This window comes from Acidipropionibacterium jensenii (assembly GCF_005890135.1).
Taxonomy (GTDB): Bacteria; Actinomycetota; Actinomycetes; order Propionibacteriales; family Propionibacteriaceae; genus Acidipropionibacterium; species Acidipropionibacterium jensenii.
Window position 1 is genome coordinate 1,367,948 of sequence record NZ_CP040635.1, and the last position, 19,370, is coordinate 1,387,317.

The following is a 19,370-nucleotide window of genomic DNA, read 5'->3' on the forward strand; positions in this document are numbered from 1 at the left end:
AGATCGTCTGTCAGCGAGAGCGGTGGTCAGTGGGATCCGACGAATCGCGTCACCAGGCGATGGAGGGCGGTGACGGTGAGCTCGAGATCGGCGACCGACAGGTGCTCGTCGGTCGCGTGCCAGCGCCGCAGCATCTGGCCCAGGGTGCTCTCGCGGTGGTAGAGGGAGAACCCGTAGCCGAGGCCGCCGAGCGGGCGGGTGAACTGCATGTCGGAACCGCCCGAGCCGATCACGGGGACCACCGCGGAGTCGGGGAAGAACTCCTTGATGGTCTCCTCGATGGCGGTGTAGAGCGGGGTGTCGGTCGGGCTGACGGTGGCCTCGGCGCTGATCAGGCGCTCGATCTCCACCTCCTCGGCGAGATCGCCGAGGGCGGCGCGCAGAGTCTGGTCGACGTCGTCGTCGGTCTGTCCGGGGAGGGTCCGGATGTCCAGCTCCAGGCTCGCGGTGCCCGGGATGACGTTGATCGCCTTGCCGGCGCCGACGACGGTCTCGGCGACCGTGAGGTGGGAGACCGCGTGGGCGTAAGGGGCCAGATCCCCGAAGGCCTCGTAGACCTCGTCGGAGGCGCCGCTCAGCAGGGCCTGCTCGGTGGCCGGGTCGAAGCGGAAGAAGCTCACGAAGTGGCGCCAGAGGTCGTCGTGGGCCGAGGGCAGCGGCATCTGTGCCAGCCGGGTGGCCACCTCGGCGATCTTCTGGACCGCCGAGGTCTTGCGCCAGGGCATCGAGCCGTGGCCGGGCTGGGTGTGGACGGTGAGGCGTCGCTGGGCGGCTCCCTTCTCGCCGACCGCCACCACGACGGCGTCCGACCCGTCACTCGCCTGCAGGTGCGAGCCGCCGAACTCCGAGATGCAGTTCCGCCAGTCGAACGCATCGGGCTGGTGGGCCGTGATCCAGCCGGCGCCCAGGCCGCCGCGGGCCTCCTCGTCGGCGACCGCGGCGAAGGTGAGGGTGCCGTGCGGGCGCCCGGAGGTCGCGATCTCGCGGGTGACCACGGCCATCGCCGCGGTCAGGCCCATCATGTCGACGGTGCCGCGGCCCCAGATCTGGCCGTCGACGATCTCGGCGCCGAAGGGGTCCCTGGACCATGCCGGGGCGTCGACCGGGACGACGTCGGTGTGGCCGAGCAGGGTGAGCGGTTCGGCCTGCGGGTCGGTCCCCTCGATCGTCACGATGAGGGAGACGCGGCCCGGGTGGGGTTCGATCCGGCGGGTTGTGACGGGGGTGCCGGCGAAGAAGGCCTCGAGGGTCTCGGCGTTGCGGATCTCCTGGCCGGAGTCGGGGGTCAGGTCGTTCTCGCAGGCGTTTCTCACCAGTTCCTGGAGCAGCGCGAGGGTGGTTCCGGCGAGATCCTCCGGTCCGCGCGGGGAGTCGCTGGAGGGTGTGGGGTAACTGGTGGGCATGGACGCTCCTGGATGAGTTCTGGACCGGTCTTCGCCGTGCTGGATGGTTGGCCGCGACCCTACCGGTCGGAGCGGGGTGGTCCCGGGGGTGATCAGGGTCCGGGCGGCCTGGGGTGTCCGCAGGTGCGAGAGCCGCCGATGGGATCTGCGCGGGAATCTCCGTCAGGGTCTTGACGGGGCTCGTTGCGTGTGTTGCACTTGTGGAAACGATTCCATGTAATCGTTTCCAAGCCTCTTCGGAGCACGCGGTCCGACGGTGTCGACGGGCCGCCCCAGGACGGCCATCACTCAACGCTGAGGACGGTGCAGACGCGATGCGCAAGCCCACGATCAAGGACGTCGCCGCTCGGGCGGGGGTGTCCGTCGGCACCGTCTCCAGGGTCCTCAACGGCAGCACGGCGACCTCGCCGGGCGCCCGGGAGGCAGTTCTGGCGGCGGCCCGAGATCTGGGGTACCTGCCCAATGCGCATGCCCGGTCACTGCGCTCCGAGCACAGCGGCACCATTGCCGTCCTGGTCCCCGACATCAGGAACCCCTTCTTCGCGGAACTCGCACGGGTGGTGGAGAAGGCCGCCCTGGACCGGGGCCTGGCAACCCTGCTGTGCAATGCCGATGAGTCGGCCGAGCAGTTCGACCGCTATGTCGGGGTGATCCGCCGGCAACGGGTCGACGGGGTCGCGATGATCCCGATCAGCGAGGCCCACCGGGCCATCGACAGTCTGGTCCAGGACGGCATCCCGGTGGTCTTCCTCGACCGCCACATGCGGGGCTCCGGGATTCCCTCGATCGTCAGCGACCCGGATGCCGGCGTCTGCCAGGCGGTGGACCACCTGCTGGCCTGCGGTCATCGGCGGATCGGCGTCATCACCGGGCCGATGTCCTCATCGGCCGGCCGGGAGCGATACGAGGCCTACTGCCGCGCGATGGCGAACCACAGGCTGCCGGTCGACCAGGAGCTGGTCGCCAACGGCGACTTCCAGGAGAGCTCCGGTGAGCGGGGAGCCGGTCTGCTGATCGACCGGGGAGCCAGCGCGATCTTCGCATCGGACTCCCTGATGTCTATGGGGGCGTTGAGGACCTGCCACACCAGGGGACTGCGGATCGGCGTCGACATCGACCTCGTCGGATTCGACGACCTTCCGGTCTTCACCCTCACCGACCCACCACTGACGGTGGTCGACCAGCCGATCCAGGAGATCGGCGACCAGGGGGTCGAGATGCTCGCCCGACGGATGGCCGGCGAACTGCCGGACAGTCGGCGTCTTCCCACCCGTCTCATCGTCCGGGCCTCGACGAGGGCCGGTCGTGCCCCGGCCGTCGCACCCGCATCACCCATCCCTTCCGCATGAGAGGAGGAGCCATGTCCGAACCATTGCAGTCGGTCCTGAGACTCGACCATGTCACGAAGAGCTTCGGCCCGGTGACGGTGATCGACGATGTCAGTGTCGACGTCGTCCCGGGGCGCGTCCGCGTCCTGCTCGGCGAGAACGGCGCCGGAAAGTCCACCCTGATCAAGATGATGTCGGGGATCTACCACCCGGACTCGGGATCGGTGATCATCGACGGGCATCCCGCCGAGCTCCCCGATGTCAAGGCCGCCGAGGCCCAGGGCATCGCCGTCATCCACCAGGAACTCAACCTCGTCCCACAGCTGTCGGTCGCCGAGAACATCATGCTCGGGCGCACCCCGAGCCGAGGCGGACTGGTCCAGTGGAGACCCCTGCGACGCAGAGCCGAGGCCGCCCTCGAGCGGATCGGCCTGAACGTCTCGCCCGAGAAGCTGGTGGGCGAACTGAGCTCGGCCCATCAGCAGCTGGTGGAGATCGCCAGAGCCCTGTCGACGGATGCCCGGGTACTCATCCTCGACGAGCCGACCGCAGCGCTCACCCGCAGGGAGTCGCGGCAGCTCTTCTCGGTGATGGACGACCTCAAGGCCCGGGGAGTCGCGATGGTCTTCATCTCCCACCACCTCGACGAGATACCGAGGGTGGGAGACGATGTCACCGTGCTTCGCGACGGCGTCGCGGTCGGGGAGGTGCCGGCCGACACCCCGGAACCCGAGCTGGTGCGGCTGATGGTCGGCCGGGACATCGAGGACCAGTTCCCGCGGCACCGCAGCGAACCGGGGGAGGTCCTGCTGGAGGTCGAGGGACTCACCCGACGGGGAGACTTCGACAACATCAGCTTCGAGGTCCGCGCCGGAGAGGTGCTCGGCCTGTCCGGGCTGGTCGGCGCAGGCCGCTCCGAGGTGGTCCGGGCGATCTTCGGCGCCGATCCCTACGACTCCGGCACCGTGCGGGTCCGCGGGGAGAAGCTCCCCCGGGGCAGTGTCGGCGCCGCCATCTCCCGCGGGGTGGGTCAGGTTCCCGAGGAGCGCAAGTCCCAGGGGCTGGTGCTGGCCGGCAGCGTCGCCGACAACATCGGCTACGCGACACTGCGCTCCACCTCCCGCGCCGGTCTCGTCGATCGCAGAGGTCAGCGGCAGCGGGCGGCCGAGGTCGCCGAGAAGCTGCACATCCGGATGGCAGGCCTCGACCAGGCCGTCGGCGATCTGTCCGGCGGCAACCAGCAGAAGGCGGTGCTGGGACGCTGGGTGCTGGCCGGATCCTCGGTGCTGCTCCTCGACGAGCCGACCCGCGGTGTCGACGTCGGCGCCAAGGTCGAGATCTATCAACTCATCAATCGGGTGACCGACTCGGGCGGCGCCGTCGTGATGGTCTCCAGCGAGCTCCCCGAGGTCCTCGGGATGAGCGATCGGATCGCGGTGATGGCCAACGGCCGCCTCACCGGCATCGTCGAAGCCGACTCGGCCACCGAGGACTCTGTCATGACCCTGGCCGTGAAGAGTCTCGACTGAGACGCCCCCGCACCGCATCGTCGCGGCCCGGTTCCCGAGCCGCACCCGTCCTCCACTCCTCATTTCTCGGGGGAAAGGAATCAATGATCATGAGCAGCACCGTTGCCGCTCCCGCAAAGGTCTCCCCGGCCAGACGTGTCGGCCACTGGGCCCTCAACCATGGCGCACTGGTGGGCCTCATCGTGCTGTGCGTGGCACTGTTCATCGCCACGCCGGCCTTTCTCACGGTGTCCAATGTCATCAACATCGGCATCCAGACGGCTGTCGTCGCCATTCTGGCGTTCGGCATGACCTTCGTCATCATCACCGCCGGGATCGACCTGTCGGTCGGGTCCCTGGTGGCCTTCTCGGCGATGACCTGTGCGTGGATGTTCTCCAATGCCGGACTGCCCGGGCCACTGACCCTGGTCATCGGCCTGCTGGCCGGCCTGGTCGCCGGAGCGATCTCCGGGCTGGGGATCGCCTACGCCAAGCTGCCGGCCTTCATCGCCACCCTGGCGATGATGAGCATCGCCCGCGGCCTCACCCTGGTGATCTCCGACGGCACGCCGATCGCCACCCCGGAGTCGGTCAACTGGCTGGGCGGCGACATCGGGCCGATTCCGGTGCCGATCATCATGATGGCCCTGGCCTGGCTGGTCTGCTGGTTCCTGCTGTCGCGCACGGTGCTCGGCCGATCGCTCTACGCCATCGGCGGCAACCCCGAGGCCGCCAGGCTGTCGGGCCTGCCGGTGAAGAAGACCCTGGTCACGGTGTACGCCCTGAGCGGCGTCTTCGCCGCACTGGCCGGCCTCGTGCTGGCCGGCAGGCTCTCCTCGGCCCAGCCCCAGGCGGGGGTCAGCTACGAGATGGACGCCATCGCCGCGGTGGTCATCGGCGGTGCGTCGCTGGCCGGAGGCGCCGGCAAGGCGAGCGGCACCTTCATCGGTGCGGTGCTGCTGGCAGTCATCCGCAACGGCCTCAACATTCTCAACGTGTCGTCGTTCTGGCAGCAGGTCGTCATCGGCTGCGTCATCGCTGTCGCCGTCGGGTTCGACGTGTTCCGCAATCACAAGAAGTCCTGAGAGAAGAACTCGTAACAACCGTTGCAATGGCATACCGGAAGTCGTTCCGGATGCCTTCTGAAAGGAAATGAACAATGCAGTTCAACAAGATCTCGAAGACCATGGCTGCTCTCATGGTGGGAGCCCTGGCGGTCGGTGGACTCGCTGGGTGCAACCGCGACGGGGGTGCGGCCAGCGGGTCGAGCGCCGACAAGGGAACCGTCGTGCTGGCGGTGTCCACCCAGACCAACCCCTTCTTCGTCCAGCTGGTGAACGGCGCCAAGGCGGAGGCGAAGGCCAAGGGGGTCACCCTCCAGATCCAGGACGCCTCCGACGACGCGGCCACCCAGGCCAACCAGATCTCCAACGCCATCTCGACCGGGGCGAAGGTGGTCATCGTCAACCCGACCGACTCCGACGCGGTGGCCCCCTCGGTCAAGGCCCTCAACAAGGCCAAGATCCCGGTGATCGCCGTCGACCGGAGTTCCTCCAGCGGAACCGTGGACTCCTTCATCGCATCGGACAACGTCGCCGGCGGCGCCCAGGCGGCCAAGGAGCTCGCCACCAGCATGGGTGAGAAGGGCGACGTCATCCAGCTCCAGGGGACCCCGGGAACCTCCGCGAGCCGCGACCGCGGCAAGGGATTCACCCAGGAGATCGCCAAGTACCCCAATATCAAGGTGGTGGCCAAGCAGACCGCCAACTTCGACCGCTCCAAGGCTCTCGACGTGACCACCAACCTGGTGCAGGCGCACCAAGGGGTGACCGGCCTGTTCGCCGAGAACGACGAGATGGCCCTGGGTGCGATCTCTGCTCTCGGATCGAAGGCCGGCAAGTCGGTGAAGGTCATCGGCTTCGACGGGACGGCCGACGGGCTGAAGGCGGTGGCGGCCGGAACGATGGGCGCCTCGATCGCCCAGCAGCCGGCGCTGCTCGGCAAGACCGCCGTTGACCAGGCCGCGGATCTGCTGGCCGGCAAGAAGGTGCCGACCACGACCCCGATGAAGGTCGTCACCGTCACGAAGTCGAATGTGAAGGACTACCAGTGAGCGTGCCCATTGTTGTCGTCGGATCGGTGAACGCCGATCTGCGGGCCACCGTCGAGCGTCATCCCCAGCCGGGGGAGACGGTCCTCGGCGGTGACGGCACCGTGACCCCGGGCGGCAAGGGCGCCAACCAGGCCCTCGCCGCGGTGAGGGCCGGCGGCCGGGTCGCGATGGTCGGCGCCGTCGGCCGCGATCCGAACTCCGACGCCGCGCTGCGCCTGCTGAGGAGCCAGGGGCCTGATCTTGGCGCCGTCGACGAGGTGGACGGACCCACCGGGGTGGCCGTCGTGATGGTGGCCGCCTCCGGGGAGAACGCAATCATCGTCATCCCCGGGGCCAACGCCACCGTCGACGCCTCGGCGGTGGAGCGTCACCGCGACCTCATCGAGGGGGCCGGGGTGGTGGTCTGCCAGGGCGAGATTCCGGTGGACGGGATCGTGCAGGCATCCGAGCTCTGCGAGTCGGCGGGAGGGCGGTTCATCCTCAACCTCGCCCCGGTGATCGAGGTGCCGTCCGAGCTGATCCTGCGGGCCGACCCGCTGGTCGTCAACGAGCACGAGGGAGCCCTGGTGGCGGCGATGTTCGACGCCGGGGCCGACACCGAGGCCCTGGAGGCCGACCCGTCGGCCTGCGTCGACCTGCTGATGTCACAGGGCTGCCGCTCGGTGGTGATGACCCTGGGGTCGAAGGGCTCGTTGGTGACCGTGGAGGACCAGGTGCGCGCGATTCCGGCGGAGAGGGTTGAGGCCGTCGACACGGTCGGTGCCGGGGATGCCTTCGTGGGAGCCCTGGCCGCCCGGCTCGCCGATGACGGGGATCTCGAGTCGGCCTGCCGCAGTGCGTCGGGATTCGCCGCGCTGACGGTCACCCGGCCCGGGGCGCAGGCGTCCTACCCGACCGCGGAGGAGGTTGCAGCGACATGAAGCGGCAGGGGCTCCTCAACCCGCAGTTGTGTGCGGCGATCGCACGGTTGGGCCACACCGACACCTTCGTCGTCGCGGACTGCGGGCTGCCCGTACCGCGCGACGTGCCGGTCGTGGACCTGGCTCTGGTCTTCGGGATTCCGAGATTCGCGGAGGTGCTGTCGGCCGTCCTGTCCGAGGTCGTCGTCGATCACGCGGTGATCGCCGGCGAGGCGGTGGGCGCCGAACCCGAGGAGTGGGTCCGCGGCGGGATCGACAGGGTGCTGACCGTCCCCCACGAGGAGCTGAAGCGGCAGGTGGCCGACGCCTCCTTCGTGGTCAGAACGGGAGAGACGACCCCCTTCGCCAATGTCATCGTGCACTGCGGGGTGCCGTTCTGAGGCCGGACCGGCCATCACAGTGATCGTTCCCACTGAGCATCCCTCCGGCGTGGGGCCGGAATCGCGGGCGATCGGGCCCCGGGATTGCGAGGATGAGGCATGACCATGAGTGATGGCCGGCCGGTGATCGGCCTGGTGGGTGCCGGCGGGATCAGCCGGGCCCACCTCCCCGCCCTGCTGGAGCTTGGCAGCAGGGTTCTGGTGCTGCGCCGGACGGGGGCCGAGGCGCTGGTCGCCGCACATTCGGAGGCACCGGTACCCCTCGAGATCGTCGACTCCCTGGCGGAGCTGCTGGACCGCTCCGATGTGGTGGACGTCGTCACCCCCACGCCGACCCATCTCGACATCGTGAGGGCCGCTCTGGAGGCGGGTTGCGACGTCGTCTGCGAGAAGCCGCTGGCCCGCACCGCCGCCGACGCCCGGGAACTGGCCGACTGCGCGGCCGCCACCGGCCGCCGGCTGTTCCCCGCCCACGTGGTGCGCTACTTCCCCGAGTACCTCGCGCTCAAACGGGCGGTGGACCGGGGCGAGGCGGGCGGACTCGCGGTGCTGAGATTCCTGCGCTCGGGATCCTTCCCGGTCAGCGGCTGGTTCGCAGATCTCCAGGCCTCCGGCGGGGTGATCATGGACCAGATGATCCACGACCTGGATCAGGCGCGCTTGATCGCCGGACCGGTGCGAAGTGTCTCGGCGCTGAGGACCCGCAGCAGCCGTCACGGCCACCGGCTCGAGGTCGGCCATGTCATCCTCACCCACGCCAGCGGCGCGATCTCGCAGTGCTCGGGGGTGTGGGGGCCGCCGAGTCTGACCTTCTCCACCGAGTACGCGGTCACCGGCGACGCCTGGACGTTGCGCCACTCTTCCCTCGACGGCGGAGGTGGGGCGGCACTGGAGGACGATTCCTCCGACGTCCTGGACCCCTACAGCCCGTACACCGCCCAGCTGCGGGAGTTCCTCGCCGCGATGACCGGCGGACCGGCACCCCGGGTGTCGGTGGAGGACGGCGTCGAGGCGGTGCGGATCGCCGAGGCGGCCCTGGAGTCGGTGGCTACCGGGGCGCCGGTGTCCCTGGTGCCGGAGGCGTGACGCCGTGGAGGTGACGATCGACATCGGCAAGTCGGGGTCCCGGACGCGACTGCACGAGACTCCCGGTGGTCTCCCCGGCTCGAGCTCAGCGCCGGTCGAGGTCGAGGGGCCCGGGATCGATCCGTCGACTGCCGGGCGACCCGATGGGGCAGCCCGGGTGGCCAGAGTCGTGCGGGAGGCCGTCGCATCGGCTGCGGCGCAGGTGCCGGGCGGGCAGATCACCTCGATCGTGGTGGCGAGCACGGCCGTCCCCGCCGATGCCCGGCCCGTGGCCGACGGCCTCGCCGAGCGGTTCCCGGCCGCCCGGATCGCCATGTTCACCGATCACACCGCCGCCCACGCCGCGGTGCTCGGAGAGCCCGGGGTGGCCGCGACGGTGGGCACCGGGGTCGGCGTCACCGCCCTGTCCCGACAGGGTGCCATCACCCGGGTGGACGGCTGGGGGCCCGATCTGGGGGACCGGGGATCGGCCTGGCAGATCGGCCGCGAGGCACTGCGCGCCGGATTCGCGGCACACGACGGCGTCGGGGAGGCCACCGCCCTGGAGGAGGCGGCCAGGATCTTCTGCGGAGGGATGGAGCTGGCAGACGCGGTGCGGCTGCTCGCCGCCGAGGACCGGGTGGCGCGGATCGCCGGTTTCGCCCCACGGTGTGCGCTCTCGACGACCCGGTGGCGCGCGGCATCGTCTCCACGGCGGCCGAGGACCTGCTGGCCAGCCTGGCCAGCGCGGCGATCCGATCGGGGACCACGACGGTGGCCTGCAGGGGCCGGCTGCTGCTCAACGACCGGTTCCGCAACCTCCTCGAGGAGGGCTGCCGGCTGCGGGGCTGGGAGTTCCGGCGGCCGCGCGGCGACATCCTGGACGTCGACCACGACCTGCTGTTCGCCGAGCCCTACCGGCGTCACGCCCTGGCCCTCAGGTGGCGGCCGGGCCGGTGAGGGTCGCGATGGCGGTGAGTTCGGACAGCAGGCGTCGGGCCTCGGCGGCGTCGGCGTAGGAGCTGGTCGCCTCGTAGCTGCCGGCCCGGTGGGCGTCCTCGTCCGCCAGATAGCCCAGGTAGTCGTCGGTGTAGCCGATGACCCTCAGGTCGCCGGCGGTGGCGAGGCGGCGTCCCCAGTCGTTGGGCAGTTCGAAGGGCGTGGTGAGGTAGCGCGCCGACCCGATCCGCAGGTCGTGGACCGGGGCGATGAGGGTGTGCGGGCCGGGATGCGCCGCCAGGGTGCGCAGTCCGGCCAGCCCCTGGCGACGGGCGCGTTGTTGGGAGTCGGTGCCCGCGGTGGTGCTGCCTGGAGGGTCGATGGTGCGCAGTTCGGCCTCGGCGTCGCGGCGGTTCAGGACCAGGACGTGACGGTGGCCGCCGATTCCGGCTGCCGGATCCACCGGACGGGCCGATTCGAGGGCCGAGAGGGCTCCGGCGGCGACCCGCCGTCCGATGCGGATGGCCTCGGCGGTGGTGGGGCAGCGGCGGGAGAACCGGGTGCTGACGTCGCCGGCGGCACCCTGCAGGAAGAGCACCGGGACCGCTCCGAGGGAGTCTGCCAGGCCGTCGCGCAGCCCGGCGACCCAGTCGGGGGACCAGGCGGTGCTGTCGGGGCCCAGCACGGTGGGGTGACAGGCGTGGTCGACGATCAGGCCGATGGGGCCGGCGGAGTGGTCACCGGGGTGATCGTCGGGGAGCAGGGCCGCCAGGACGCCGACCGTGGCGTAGACCGGGCGGGCGGGGTCGTTGCGGTTGCTGCCCACCCCGGTGACCGACGCGACGCCGCGGACCAGGTCGACCGAGCGGACCTGGGGGAGGGCGGACCCGATCTGCTGGGCGACCGCGTCGATCTGCGCCAGGTCGAGGGCGGCGGGAAGAAGGGGGTGAATGGTGCCGCACCACGCTCCCGGTGCCGAGTGGGTGTGGCTGGCGCTCACCAGGACGGTGGCGCCCGGAAGCTGCTGCCGGACGGCGGCGCGGATCGCGGAGTGCAGTGGCCGGCTCACCGCCAGGGCATCGATGGCGACCCACACGAGCGCCGTGTGGGCGGCGTCGGGGTTGGTGGGGTTGTCGGGGTTGGTGGGGTTGATGGGCCGGGTGGTGTCGGGGGTGTGGGCGCGGAGGGGGGTGCGCGGGACCTGGAACCGGGCGATGGTGGCGGTCAGCGGTGCAGAGCTGGTGCGGGTGCGACGGTCTGCCACCGCGTAGCCGGCGAGCAGGCCGTGCGGGGGAGTGGGCAGTGCGGTGGTGGCGAAGCCGGCGCTGATTCGCATGATCAGATCATGGTCAGATGTTGAAGCTGGTGTAGGTGTCCACCGGTGTGCCGCGGCTGCGCATCTGACCGACGACCTCCACGGTGATCGCCTGGGCGATGAGGGCCCCGGTGAGGGTGGAGGTGGCGCCGACGCCGCCCTGCTCCCCGTCGACGGCGGCGTCTCCGGGTGTTCCGCAGTTGTCGATGACGACGTCGGCTAGCTCGAAGAGCTTCTTTCCGCTGGGTGCCCGGGAGGTGACCGATCGGGAGTGGGCCATCGAGGTGATGGCGATCACGGCGACGCCGCGCTGTTGGGCGCCCTCGGCCATCTCGACCGGGACCGCGTTGCGTCCGGAGTTGGAGGCGATGACGATGACGTCGCCGCGGGTCAGGCCGTGGACCTCCAGGAGGTCGTCCGCCAGGCCGGCCCGGCGTTCCAGCAGGGTGCTCTTGGTGAGGCTCTCGTGGAGCATGAGGGCCGGTTCGAGGATGGGGTGGATGTCGGTGAGTCCGCCGGCCCGGCCGTAGAACTCCTCGGCGATCATGTGCGAGTGCCCGGTGCCGAAGACCCACCACCGGCCGCCGGCCGACAGGGTGTCGCAGATCAGCCGGGATGCGTCGAGGATGGCGTCCAGCTGGGTGTCGACGAGGCCCTCGGCCGCGGCGAGTCGGTGCTGGACGTCGACTCCGACCCCGAGGAGGAGCTGCGGCTGCCGCGCGGGGCCGGGTCGCTGTTCAGCGCGGTCACCGTCCACCTCCACGGGCGCTCGCGGATGGCGATCAGCGACGCGATGGTGATGGCCCACGACGAGTCGACGGTGATCAGCGGACCCGACGGGGTGGTCACCGCCGACGGGTCGGCCACCGTCCTGGGATCCGGCGTCGTCAACGCCTCCGGCCGGGCCCATGTGGTGGCCGGCGGGTCGGCATCGGTGACCGCCTGGGGGCATGCCCGCCTGGAGCTCGCCGACGCAGCGACCGCCCGGGTCAGCGGTGAGGCGAGCGTGCTGGCAGGTGAGGACTCCCGGGTGTGGGCCGGCGGGCTCTCACAGGTCGAGTTGCGCCAGGATGCGATGTGTCTGGTGTCTGGGCTGGCCCCCGACGGCGGGGTCCGGATCGTCACCCCCGATGCCGTGGCGCCGGGCCAGGAGGGGCAGGTCTACCGTGCCGGCGGCGGAATCTCCACGCTGGCCGACCCCACCACCTGGTGCCAGATGTTCCACGTCGCCGTCGACAACGGCGTCGCCACGGTGTTCAAGGCCGTCGACACCTTCTGGACCACGGCCTGGGCGGTGCGTCAGGGGATCTTCTACCGTCCGGGCAGTCTGCCGGTGGCTCCCGACTGGGAGGACGCCGACACCGGGGGTGGGTTGCATTTCTCCCCGACGCCGTTCCAGGCCCGCCAGGTGGTGCGCAGTTGCACCCATGTGGTGTCCTGCGGGGTGCGGATCGACGAGATGCGGCCGCTCACCGACGAGGTGTGCAAGGCGCCCAGGGTGGTGCGGGCCTGCGAGAAGGTCGATGAGTGAGGTGGGCCGGCGAGTCCGTGCAGGGGCCGGCGGCCGCTGACGGTCCGGCGACCGGCCATCACGCACGCAGCGCCGTCACTTCTTCGGGTGCCACCTGTCGTCGTCACCCTTGGTGTACTTGTCCTTGACGGCGGCCCACGCGACCTTGTGCGCGGCCTGCTCCCGCGACTCGTCGCCACGCCGGTCCTGGGGGCTGCGGTACTGCTGGAAGGCGCTGTTGAAGGCCTCCTTGTAGATGTCCTGGGCATGCTTGGGCAGTACTTTCTGCACCGCCTCGGGGAGCTCATCGATGCTGTCGTAGGGCATGTTGTGTCTCCTTTGTTGAGAATCCTCGCCGCGCGGTTGCCGGGCATCCTTGCGGGGGCTCGAGGGCGTCTTTCCTTGATGCGGCCGAGTTGCTGGGTACCGTGAGTCGAAACTCAGGCAGGAGGTCAGCTATGACGCATCACAGCTATCTTGCAACGACCCGGAGCATTTCCGGAGGTCCCGCCGCCGCAGCTCCACCAGCACCTGAACCCACCGTTCCGGATCCGACCGTGGTGCCCGATCCAGGGGTGCCGCCCACGCCGTCACCCGGTCCCGGGCCGGCGCATCCGCCCGAGCCCCCCGGCCCTCAGCCGCCGACCGAGCCACCGGGTCCTCCCGAACCGGTGCACCCGCCGGTCCCCGAGCCGAGCCCGGCGCCGCCAGGACCGCCCATCCCCCCGGTGCCACCGGCCCCTCCGATCCCGATGTGACGCCGCCACCGACCTGACCGGCCAGTGCATTCACCGCGGGGTATGGGCGTCGTCATCCCCGTCCGCGTGATCCGCGGATCTGCGCAGTTCCCGTGCCTGCTCGATGTGCTGGTCGTGCTTGCGGGCCTGTTTGTCACTGGCGCGGGTGTCGCGGGGCGGCAGCTGGAGAACCGATTCCGCGGCCATGCCGGCCTGCAGCTCACGGGCCCGTTCGAGTTCCGAGTCGATCTCGGCGCCGAGCAGCAGGATGGCGTTGACGATGTAGAGCCACAGCAGCAGGACGATGACCCCGGCCAGCGCGCCGTAGGTGGCGTTGTACTTCCCGAAATTCGACACGTAGAAGAAGAATCCGGCGGAGGCGGCCAGCGAGACGAGGATCGCGATCACGGCACCCACACTGACCCAACGGAATCTAGGCTGTCTGATGTTGGGAGTCGCGTAATAGAGCAGCGCGATGACGAGGACGATGATGAATGCCAGCACGAACCACTTGAGGATTCCCCAAGCGGTCATCACGGCCGAGCCGATTCCCAGCAGGCTGCCGATAGCCTCGGCCACCGGCCCGGAGATCACGAGGGTGATCAGTCCACCTGCGCCCAGCAGCAGGATGAGAGCCGTCAGGCCGTACATCTGCGCGTTGAACTTGATGGCGCCTCGTCCCTCGGGGACCTGGTAGATCTTGTTCATGGCCCGGCTGAACCCCTTGATGTAGCCGGACGCCGACCACAGCGCGACGGCCAGGCCCACGATCAGGCCGATCCCGGGGGCCGGGGCGGTCAGCACCGCGTCGAGCGCCGGCCTCACCGTGTCCCAGGTCGAGGAGGGCACCGCGCCTTTGAGCTGGTCCAGCAGACTGGTGAGGGCCTGACCGCTCTGTCCGAACAGGCTGAGGATCGACACCAGTGCGATGAGCCCCGGGAACATCGACATGACCGTCCGATAGGTCAGTCCGGCGGCCAGATCGGTGCACGAGTCGGCGGTGAACTGGCCGACCGCCGATCGTGCCACGAAACGCCATGACGGCGGCTTGATCTGAGTGGGTGACTTGGGCTTTCTGGCGTCATCGGGATCGGGAGCATCTGTACCGGCCGTGCGACCGCGGTCGGGGGAGCGACGACTCATGGCGTCACCGTTTCCTTTCGGGTCGTGGTGCCGGCGTGTGCTCGATCCGTCAAGGACGGCTGGGCGCAGGTGTCCCGCCCGGCTCTGGCCGTCGGGCTCACTTGCCCGGCCACTCGCCTGTGGCCCGCTGGAACATCCTGGCCCCGCCACGATCCACCAGAGCCTTGACGCCTGCGTAGATCGCTCCCTGTACCGCGGCGGCGATCAGTACCTGTCCGAGCCCGAACTCGGACTTCAGTGCCTCCGGGGTGCCCTTGGACTGGGAGCGGGAGGCCCTCTTCCAGACCTGCTTGAACACCGCTCCGGCGAGGACGCCGCTGATGATGCTGCTCACCATGCCGACCGGACGGTAGAGGATCTTCGCCGACGTGTTGCTGTTCTTCTTCGCCATCATGGGACTCTCCTTAGATTTCCTGGACCACGGCTTCACCGACGGGCCGCTCGGATCGTCAGGATCAGCGTAACCGCCGCGGCGGATCCCACCAGCGCCAGCGCGATCCACCCGGAGGCGGTCGGCCTGCCGAACCGCGAGTCCTGGTCGCTCGGATGGGTGAAGGTCTCCTCCGACTGCTCGCGGAGGCGACGGGCACCGGCGTCGACCCGCTGCTTGGCCTCCTCGAAGCGGTGACGGGCCCTGCTCCTGACATCCAGCCTCTCCGCCAACGATTCCACGCTGTCGAGCAGTTGATCCCTGGAACGTCTGACCTGTTCCTCGGCCGCGCCCACGGAGGGATCGTCGCTGCGCCCGTCGCTGCTGCCGGCGTCTGGTCGATCCACGAGCGGATCATGGGACTCAGGAGTTGTCATGGTGCGCGCCTTCCTTGATCTGCTCGACGTCCTGCTTGACGTTGTCGACTGCTCGCTGCGGGGCGACGGAGACTTGCTTGATCCTGTTGCGGCCGACAAGGACTGCGATCAGGGCCGCGAGGAGCAGCACCGCGGTGACGATCCCCGCTGCAGCCCAGGCAGGTACGACCAGGGCGAGGAGGAGAATCAGGGTTGCGAGGAGGGCGGCGAACCCGAAGGCCGCCAGGAATCCCCCGGCGCTCATGAGGCCGGCGGCCTGGCCGCTCCGCTTCGCCGTCTCAGTCATCTCTGCCCGAGCGAGCTTGAACTCGCTGCGGATCAGATCTGTCAACTGGTCCGGGATCCTCACCAGAATCTCTGGGATCGATTCCTCGGAACTACTCATAAGTGGATCCGCCCCTCACGTCGTCCAGAGCTGCACGATTGATGCTCACTGTTGTCGACCATATGACGCGCTGTGCTGAACCGGTACCCCCTTAGGGGTGGGGTATCCGGTTGCCGGCTTGATTGGGTCGGCGACTGCGTCAGTCTGGGGTCCAGAGAATCGTCAGGAGTCGATGAGAGGAGCTGGGATCATGGAACTTGGAATTTCGGGCAGAACGGCGCTGCTGACCGGGGCCGATTCAGGTATCGGGTGGCACACCGCCAAGGAACTGCTCGGTGAGGGGGCCCGGGTAGTGCTCACCGACCAGGCGGAGGAACCGCTGCGCGCCGCCGCCCAGAAGCTCAATGCCCCGCCCGAGCGCTGCATCTGGCACCCCGCCGATATCACCAGCATCGAATCGCTGGAGGCGCTCCGCGGCTTCGTGGAGGACTCCTTCGGCGACATCGACATCCTGGTCCAGAGCGCCGGCATCACCGGAGCCCAGGGGCAGTTCCACGAGATCTCCGATCAGGGCTGGGTCGACACCCTCACCACCGATCTGCTGGGGCCGGTGCGCGTCCTCCAGCAGTTCCTTCCCGCACTGCGCCGGGGCGGATGGGGGCGCATCGTCCTGCTCGCCTCCGAGGACGCCGTCCAGCCCTACGATGACGAACTGCCCTACTGTGCGGCGAAGGCCGGGATCCTGGCGCTGGCCAAGGGGCTGTCGCGCAGCTACGCCCGCGAGGGCCTGCTGGTCAACGCCGTCTCCCCAGCTTTCATCCACACACCGATGACCGACGCCATGATGGAGCGCCGTGCCGCCCAGCTCGACGTGACACGCGATGAGGCCATCGACTCCTTCCTCGGCGAGGAGCGGCCCTTCATGGAGCTCAAGCGGCGCGGCACCCCGGAGGAGGTCGCCGCCGTCATCGCGTTCCTGTGCTCGGACCGCGCCTCCTTCGTCAACGGATCGAACTACCGGGTGGACTCCGGATCGGTCGCCACCATCTGAGCCGGGGCGCCCACGATCCCGGAGGCCGGGGTCGGCCGGGGGAGGTGGAGCTGAGGACGGTCAGACCTCGCGGCCTCCTGCTGCCTGCGCAGCTGTGTCCAGGCGGCGGATCACTGGATGCTCCGGGCGATCTCCTGGCGATCGGTCGGGCGGCGGGCCAGCAGCGCCCGGGCGGCGTCCAGCCTGCCCTCGGCCTGCCACAGCAGGACGCCGACCGGCTCGCCGGCGCTGTTGAGGTAGATGGCCACCGGCTTCCCGTCCCCGGTCTGGGTCTCCAGCACATCCATGCTCGGGTCCAGGGTGCCGACGGCCTGCCAGCCCACCCCGAAAACCACCGAGTAGAAGTACGGCGTGTAGGTGTAGGGCTCGGGGTCTCCTGTCATCGAACGGCCCACGGCGTGCCCCATCTTGCGTGCGCTGTCGACGTGTTCAACCCTGGTGCGTCCCAGAATCGCATCCGGGTAGCAGGCGACATCCCCGGCGGCCCAGATGGAGGGGTCCGAGGTCCTCAGATGGGCGTCGACCACGACTCCGTCGTCGACCTTCAGATCGGCCGACTCGGCGAGTTCGGTGGCGGGCACGGTGCCCAGCCCGGCGATCACCGTGTCGGCGTCCAGGGTGCTGCCGTCGTTGAGGGTCACGACCGTCGTCCGGCCGTTCCTGGCGATGACCGAGGCCTGCCTGCCCGGCAGGATCTTGACCCCCGCGTCGGTGAACAGGCGCTGATAGCCGGCCGCGATGTCGGCGGGGAACATCGAGCCTCCGAGGGTCTGGCCGGGGAGGATCAGGGTCACCTCGCACTGCTGACCGATGAGCGCCGCGGCCAGTTCCGAGCCGATGTACCCGCCGCCCACGATGACGAACCGACGTCCGGGGGTCGCCAGATGGCGCACTCGGTGGTAGTCCCTAGCGCTGCGGAAGTAGATGACGGCGTCGTCCTCGGCGCGGTCGAGCTCCCGGGGGTGGACGCCAGTGGCCAGCAGCAGTCGCTGGTAGCCGACTGTCTGCCCGTCGGCGGTCCGTACCTGATGCTCCTCGCGGTCGATGGAGGTCACCTCGGTCTCCAGGTCAAGATCCGCCCCGGTCGCATCCTGGGTGCCCAGCGGTACCTGGTCCCAGCTGAAGCTCGGATCGGTCCACAGCTTCTTGGTGAGGGCGGGTCGGCTGTAGGGCGCATCCACGTCGGCGCTGAGAATGCCGATGGTGCCGCTGTCATCCAGCTCTCGGATGCCGCGTGCCGCGTCGTCGGAGACCATGCCGCCTCCGATGATCAGATACTTGTAGTTCTTCATATGTCCTCCTGAAATCGTCGTTGTCGATCCGGATAGTGCTGCTGGGGTGCGGGCCGACCGCCCCTGAGGTGCCAGCGTCTCGCCGAGCAGCCGGTTGGATCCCGGGAACGGGGAAAGACGTGGACGAGCGCCGGCTCGGTGGGCTGATCTGACAGGTATGACGGTGCGTTCCTGCCGAGATCGAGCAGCTTCTCCGTCGGCCGCCTCGGCCTCTCAAGGGGCGTCCAGATGGGTCTGGGGGCGGCCTCCTCGGCCCGCAGATTCCGCGCCTCCTGAGCGGCTGGCCAACACCTTCGGATGAGGGCGTTGATCGCACTCCTGCTCGACGCGTGGCCGAACGGCGCCGCTGGATCTGCGGTGCCCAGCTGCGATTCACGCATACTGCTATGCCTTGGGGACTCAAATCATTTCCGGTTCATTGTCTTGGTCCCGGTCCTGCGGTGACTCCTGGCTGGGTAGCCTCCAGGGAACCGATCCGAGCCCGATCCTCGGTCCGGCCGAGCATCGGCAACGACTGACAAGCACAGGGAGCCGTCATGGCCGAGAAATCGGATGCTGACACCGCAGACCACAGTGAGCCCTTGCTGGAGCAGGGGCCGAGATCCAGGACTGTCGAGATCGACGGGCACAGACTCAGACTCACTCATCTGGACAAGGTGATGTACCCGCAGACCGGAACCACCAAGCGCGACGTCATCAACTTCTACTGGCAGGTGGCGCCGCGGCTCATCGCGCACGCCCACGACAGACCCGTCACCCGCAAACGCTGGGTGAACGGCGTCGGCACCTCGGAGGAGCCGGGGGAGTCGTTCTTCCAGAAGAACACCGGCCGGGACACACCCGAATGGGTGCCCCGCGTCAGCATCGAGTATGTGCGCAAGACCAATGAGCATCCGCTCGTCAACGAGCCGGCCGTGCTCGTCTGGCTGGGGCAGACCGCGACCCTGGAGATCCACACCCCACAGTGGCGCGCCTACCGTACCGGCCGGCGGCACCGGCCCGACCGGCTGGTCCTGGACCTGGACCCGGGGGAGGGGGTCGGACTGGCCGGCTGCGCAGAGGTCGCACTCCAGGCCCGCGAGGCCCTCGCCGACCTGGGCCTGGACGCCGTCCCGGTCACCAGCGGCTCCAAGGGCATCCACATCTACGCCCCGCTCGACGGGTCGTGGACCTGGCGGAAGGCCAGCGACTCCGCGCATGAGCTCGCCCGCTCGCTGGAATCCGAACACGCCGACCACGTGGTCGCCACCATGGGCCGGGCGGAGCGGGCCGGAAAGGTCTTCATCGACTGGAGCCAGAACAACACGAACAAGACGACGGTGGCGCCGTGGTCGTTGCGAGGCCGACTGCGCCCCACGGTGGCGGTGCCGCGGCGCTGGGAGGAGGTCGAGGACTCGCAGCTTCGCCAGCTGGATCACATCGAGGCGCTGGAGCGCCTGCGCGAGCCCGATCCGCTGCAGGAGGTGATCGATCGGGTGAAGCGCGATTGAGAGGTCCTGGTCGCCGACGCTGCCGTGCGCTGTCGGCCTGCTCG

General features: G+C 69.4%; 20 protein-coding genes. 11 read left to right on the forward strand and 9 right to left on the reverse strand.

The genetic code is table 11. From position 1 onward, the window contains the following. Nucleotides 1-26: 26 nt before the first annotated feature. Nucleotides 27-1,403, reverse strand: coding sequence for a M20/M25/M40 family metallo-hydrolase (locus tag FEZ32_RS05975; protein ID WP_138680196.1), 1,377 nt, complete (start codon nucleotides 1,401-1,403; stop codon nucleotides 27-29). Nucleotides 1,404-1,717: 314 nt separating this feature from the next. Here FEZ32_RS05975 and FEZ32_RS05980 point away from each other — a divergent pair, with 314 nt between their 5' ends. The 8 genes from FEZ32_RS05980 (at nucleotide 1,718) to FEZ32_RS13645 (ending at nucleotide 9,677) form a co-directional block, all read left to right on the forward strand. Continuing rightward, a complete protein-coding gene (locus FEZ32_RS05980) occupies nucleotides 1,718-2,752 on the forward strand; it encodes a LacI family DNA-binding transcriptional regulator (RefSeq protein WP_138680197.1) in 1,035 nt (344 codons plus the stop codon). A gap of 23 nt (nucleotides 2,753-2,775) precedes the next feature. Continuing rightward, a complete protein-coding gene (locus FEZ32_RS05985; RefSeq protein ID WP_138680874.1) occupies nucleotides 2,776-4,260 on the forward strand; it encodes a sugar ABC transporter ATP-binding protein in 1,485 nt (494 codons plus the stop codon). An 89-nt stretch (nucleotides 4,261-4,349) separates the two neighbouring features. Continuing rightward, on the forward strand, nucleotides 4,350-5,324 hold the full coding sequence (locus FEZ32_RS05990) for an ABC transporter permease (protein WP_036982392.1): 975 nt from the start codon (nucleotides 4,350-4,352) through the stop codon (nucleotides 5,322-5,324). Nucleotides 5,325-5,425: 101 nt separating this feature from the next. Further along, nucleotides 5,426-6,352 (forward strand): substrate-binding domain-containing protein, encoded by a 927-nt coding sequence (locus FEZ32_RS05995; protein ID WP_414973658.1) that lies wholly within the window; start codon nucleotides 5,426-5,428, stop codon nucleotides 6,350-6,352. After that, a complete protein-coding gene (locus FEZ32_RS06000; RefSeq protein WP_028703777.1) occupies nucleotides 6,349-7,272 on the forward strand; it encodes a ribokinase in 924 nt (307 codons plus the stop codon). The genes FEZ32_RS05995 and FEZ32_RS06000 overlap by 4 nt, the downstream gene beginning before the upstream one ends. Further along, nucleotides 7,269-7,652 (forward strand): D-ribose pyranase, encoded by a 384-nt coding sequence (gene rbsD / locus FEZ32_RS06005; RefSeq protein WP_028703776.1) that lies wholly within the window; start codon nucleotides 7,269-7,271, stop codon nucleotides 7,650-7,652. Before FEZ32_RS06000 ends, rbsD begins: the two co-directional genes overlap by 4 nt. Before the next feature lie 99 nt (nucleotides 7,653-7,751). Next, nucleotides 7,752-8,738, forward strand: coding sequence for a Gfo/Idh/MocA family protein (locus FEZ32_RS06010; protein ID WP_138680198.1), 987 nt, complete (start codon nucleotides 7,752-7,754; stop codon nucleotides 8,736-8,738). A 648-nt stretch (nucleotides 8,739-9,386) separates the two neighbouring features. Further along, complete coding sequence (locus FEZ32_RS13645; RefSeq protein WP_138680199.1) at nucleotides 9,387-9,677, forward strand: hypothetical protein; 291 nt, start codon at nucleotides 9,387-9,389, stop codon at nucleotides 9,675-9,677. Here FEZ32_RS13645 and FEZ32_RS13650 read toward each other — a convergent pair. Further along, nucleotides 9,655-10,992, reverse strand: a complete 1,338-nt coding sequence (locus tag FEZ32_RS13650) for a hypothetical protein (RefSeq protein WP_217496629.1) — start codon at nucleotides 10,990-10,992, stop codon at nucleotides 9,655-9,657. The genes FEZ32_RS13645 and FEZ32_RS13650 overlap by 23 nt on opposite strands. Before the next feature lie 13 nt (nucleotides 10,993-11,005). Next, entirely contained in the window at nucleotides 11,006-11,608 is a 603-nt protein-coding gene (locus FEZ32_RS06030; protein ID WP_244937963.1) for an SIS domain-containing protein, read from the reverse strand. Here FEZ32_RS06030 and FEZ32_RS06035 point away from each other — a divergent pair. Then, the gene (locus FEZ32_RS06035; protein ID WP_244938000.1) at nucleotides 11,525-12,502 is read left to right on the forward strand and encodes a hypothetical protein; all 978 of its coding nucleotides are present in this window, start codon (nucleotides 11,525-11,527) and stop codon (nucleotides 12,500-12,502) included. The genes FEZ32_RS06030 and FEZ32_RS06035 overlap by 84 nt on opposite strands. A gap of 75 nt (nucleotides 12,503-12,577) precedes the next feature. Here the strand turns inward: FEZ32_RS06035 and chaB are convergent, their stop codons facing one another. From chaB to FEZ32_RS06060, 5 genes are all read right to left on the reverse strand, one after another. Next, entirely contained in the window at nucleotides 12,578-12,808 is a 231-nt protein-coding gene (gene chaB / locus FEZ32_RS06040) for a putative cation transport regulator ChaB (RefSeq protein WP_097827155.1), read from the reverse strand. Between the two features lie 461 nt (nucleotides 12,809-13,269). Beyond that, nucleotides 13,270-14,361 (reverse strand): YihY/virulence factor BrkB family protein, encoded by a 1,092-nt coding sequence (locus FEZ32_RS06045; protein WP_027587055.1) that lies wholly within the window; start codon nucleotides 14,359-14,361, stop codon nucleotides 13,270-13,272. A 97-nt stretch (nucleotides 14,362-14,458) separates the two neighbouring features. Beyond that, nucleotides 14,459-14,755 carry a DUF4235 domain-containing protein gene (locus FEZ32_RS06050; RefSeq protein ID WP_236082109.1) on the reverse strand — a complete coding sequence of 99 codons (297 nt, stop codon included), beginning with the start codon at nucleotides 14,753-14,755 and terminating at the stop codon, nucleotides 14,459-14,461. A gap of 32 nt (nucleotides 14,756-14,787) precedes the next feature. Beyond that, the gene (locus FEZ32_RS06055) at nucleotides 14,788-15,168 is read right to left on the reverse strand and encodes a DUF3618 domain-containing protein (RefSeq protein WP_138680202.1); all 381 of its coding nucleotides are present in this window, start codon (nucleotides 15,166-15,168) and stop codon (nucleotides 14,788-14,790) included. Beyond that, the gene (locus FEZ32_RS06060) at nucleotides 15,155-15,499 is read right to left on the reverse strand and encodes a phage holin family protein (RefSeq protein ID WP_236082110.1); all 345 of its coding nucleotides are present in this window, start codon (nucleotides 15,497-15,499) and stop codon (nucleotides 15,155-15,157) included. Before FEZ32_RS06060 ends, FEZ32_RS06055 begins: the two co-directional genes overlap by 14 nt. A gap of 244 nt (nucleotides 15,500-15,743) precedes the next feature. Here FEZ32_RS06060 and FEZ32_RS06065 point away from each other — a divergent pair, with 244 nt between their 5' ends. Beyond that, complete coding sequence (locus FEZ32_RS06065; RefSeq protein WP_138680203.1) at nucleotides 15,744-16,544, forward strand: SDR family NAD(P)-dependent oxidoreductase; 801 nt, start codon at nucleotides 15,744-15,746, stop codon at nucleotides 16,542-16,544. Between the two features lie 110 nt (nucleotides 16,545-16,654). Here FEZ32_RS06065 and FEZ32_RS06070 read toward each other — a convergent pair whose 3' ends face one another. Next, entirely contained in the window at nucleotides 16,655-17,836 is a 1,182-nt protein-coding gene (locus tag FEZ32_RS06070; RefSeq protein WP_138680204.1) for an NAD(P)/FAD-dependent oxidoreductase, read from the reverse strand. A gap of 536 nt (nucleotides 17,837-18,372) precedes the next feature. Between FEZ32_RS06070 and ligD the strand changes: the two genes are divergently transcribed. Beyond that, nucleotides 18,373-19,326 (forward strand): non-homologous end-joining DNA ligase, encoded by a 954-nt coding sequence (gene ligD, locus FEZ32_RS06075; protein WP_138680205.1) that lies wholly within the window; start codon nucleotides 18,373-18,375, stop codon nucleotides 19,324-19,326. The last annotated feature ends 44 nt before the right edge of the window (nucleotides 19,327-19,370 follow it).

Bases quoted from the DNA above. Each gene is read 5' to 3' on its own strand.
- FEZ32_RS06070 (WP_138680204.1), bottom strand. From the start codon at position 17,836: ATGAAGAACTACAAGTATCTGATCATCGGAGGCGGCATGGTCTCCGAC.
- FEZ32_RS05975 (WP_138680196.1), bottom strand. From the start codon at position 1,403: ATGCCCACCAGTTACCCCACACCCTCCAGCGACTCCCCGCGCGGACCG.
- FEZ32_RS06010 (WP_138680198.1), top strand. From the start codon at position 7,752: ATGACCATGAGTGATGGCCGGCCGGTGATCGGCCTGGTGGGTGCCGGC.
- FEZ32_RS13650 (WP_217496629.1), bottom strand. From the start codon at position 10,992: ATGCGAATCAGCGCCGGCTTCGCCACCACCGCACTGCCCACTCCCCCG.
- FEZ32_RS05980 (WP_138680197.1), top strand. From the start codon at position 1,718: ATGCGCAAGCCCACGATCAAGGACGTCGCCGCTCGGGCGGGGGTGTCC.
- FEZ32_RS05995 (WP_414973658.1), top strand. From the start codon at position 5,426: ATGGCTGCTCTCATGGTGGGAGCCCTGGCGGTCGGTGGACTCGCTGGG.
- FEZ32_RS06055 (WP_138680202.1), bottom strand. From the start codon at position 15,168: ATGACAACTCCTGAGTCCCATGATCCGCTCGTGGATCGACCAGACGCC.
- chaB (WP_097827155.1), bottom strand. From the start codon at position 12,808: ATGCCCTACGACAGCATCGATGAGCTCCCCGAGGCGGTGCAGAAAGTA.
- rbsD (WP_028703776.1), top strand. From the start codon at position 7,269: ATGAAGCGGCAGGGGCTCCTCAACCCGCAGTTGTGTGCGGCGATCGCA.
- FEZ32_RS06065 (WP_138680203.1), top strand. From the start codon at position 15,744: ATGGAACTTGGAATTTCGGGCAGAACGGCGCTGCTGACCGGGGCCGAT.
- ligD (WP_138680205.1), top strand. From the start codon at position 18,373: ATGGCCGAGAAATCGGATGCTGACACCGCAGACCACAGTGAGCCCTTG.
- FEZ32_RS06045 (WP_027587055.1), bottom strand. From the start codon at position 14,361: ATGAGTCGTCGCTCCCCCGACCGCGGTCGCACGGCCGGTACAGATGCT.
- FEZ32_RS05990 (WP_036982392.1), top strand. From the start codon at position 4,350: ATGAGCAGCACCGTTGCCGCTCCCGCAAAGGTCTCCCCGGCCAGACGT.
- FEZ32_RS06050 (WP_236082109.1), bottom strand. From the start codon at position 14,755: ATGATGGCGAAGAAGAACAGCAACACGTCGGCGAAGATCCTCTACCGT.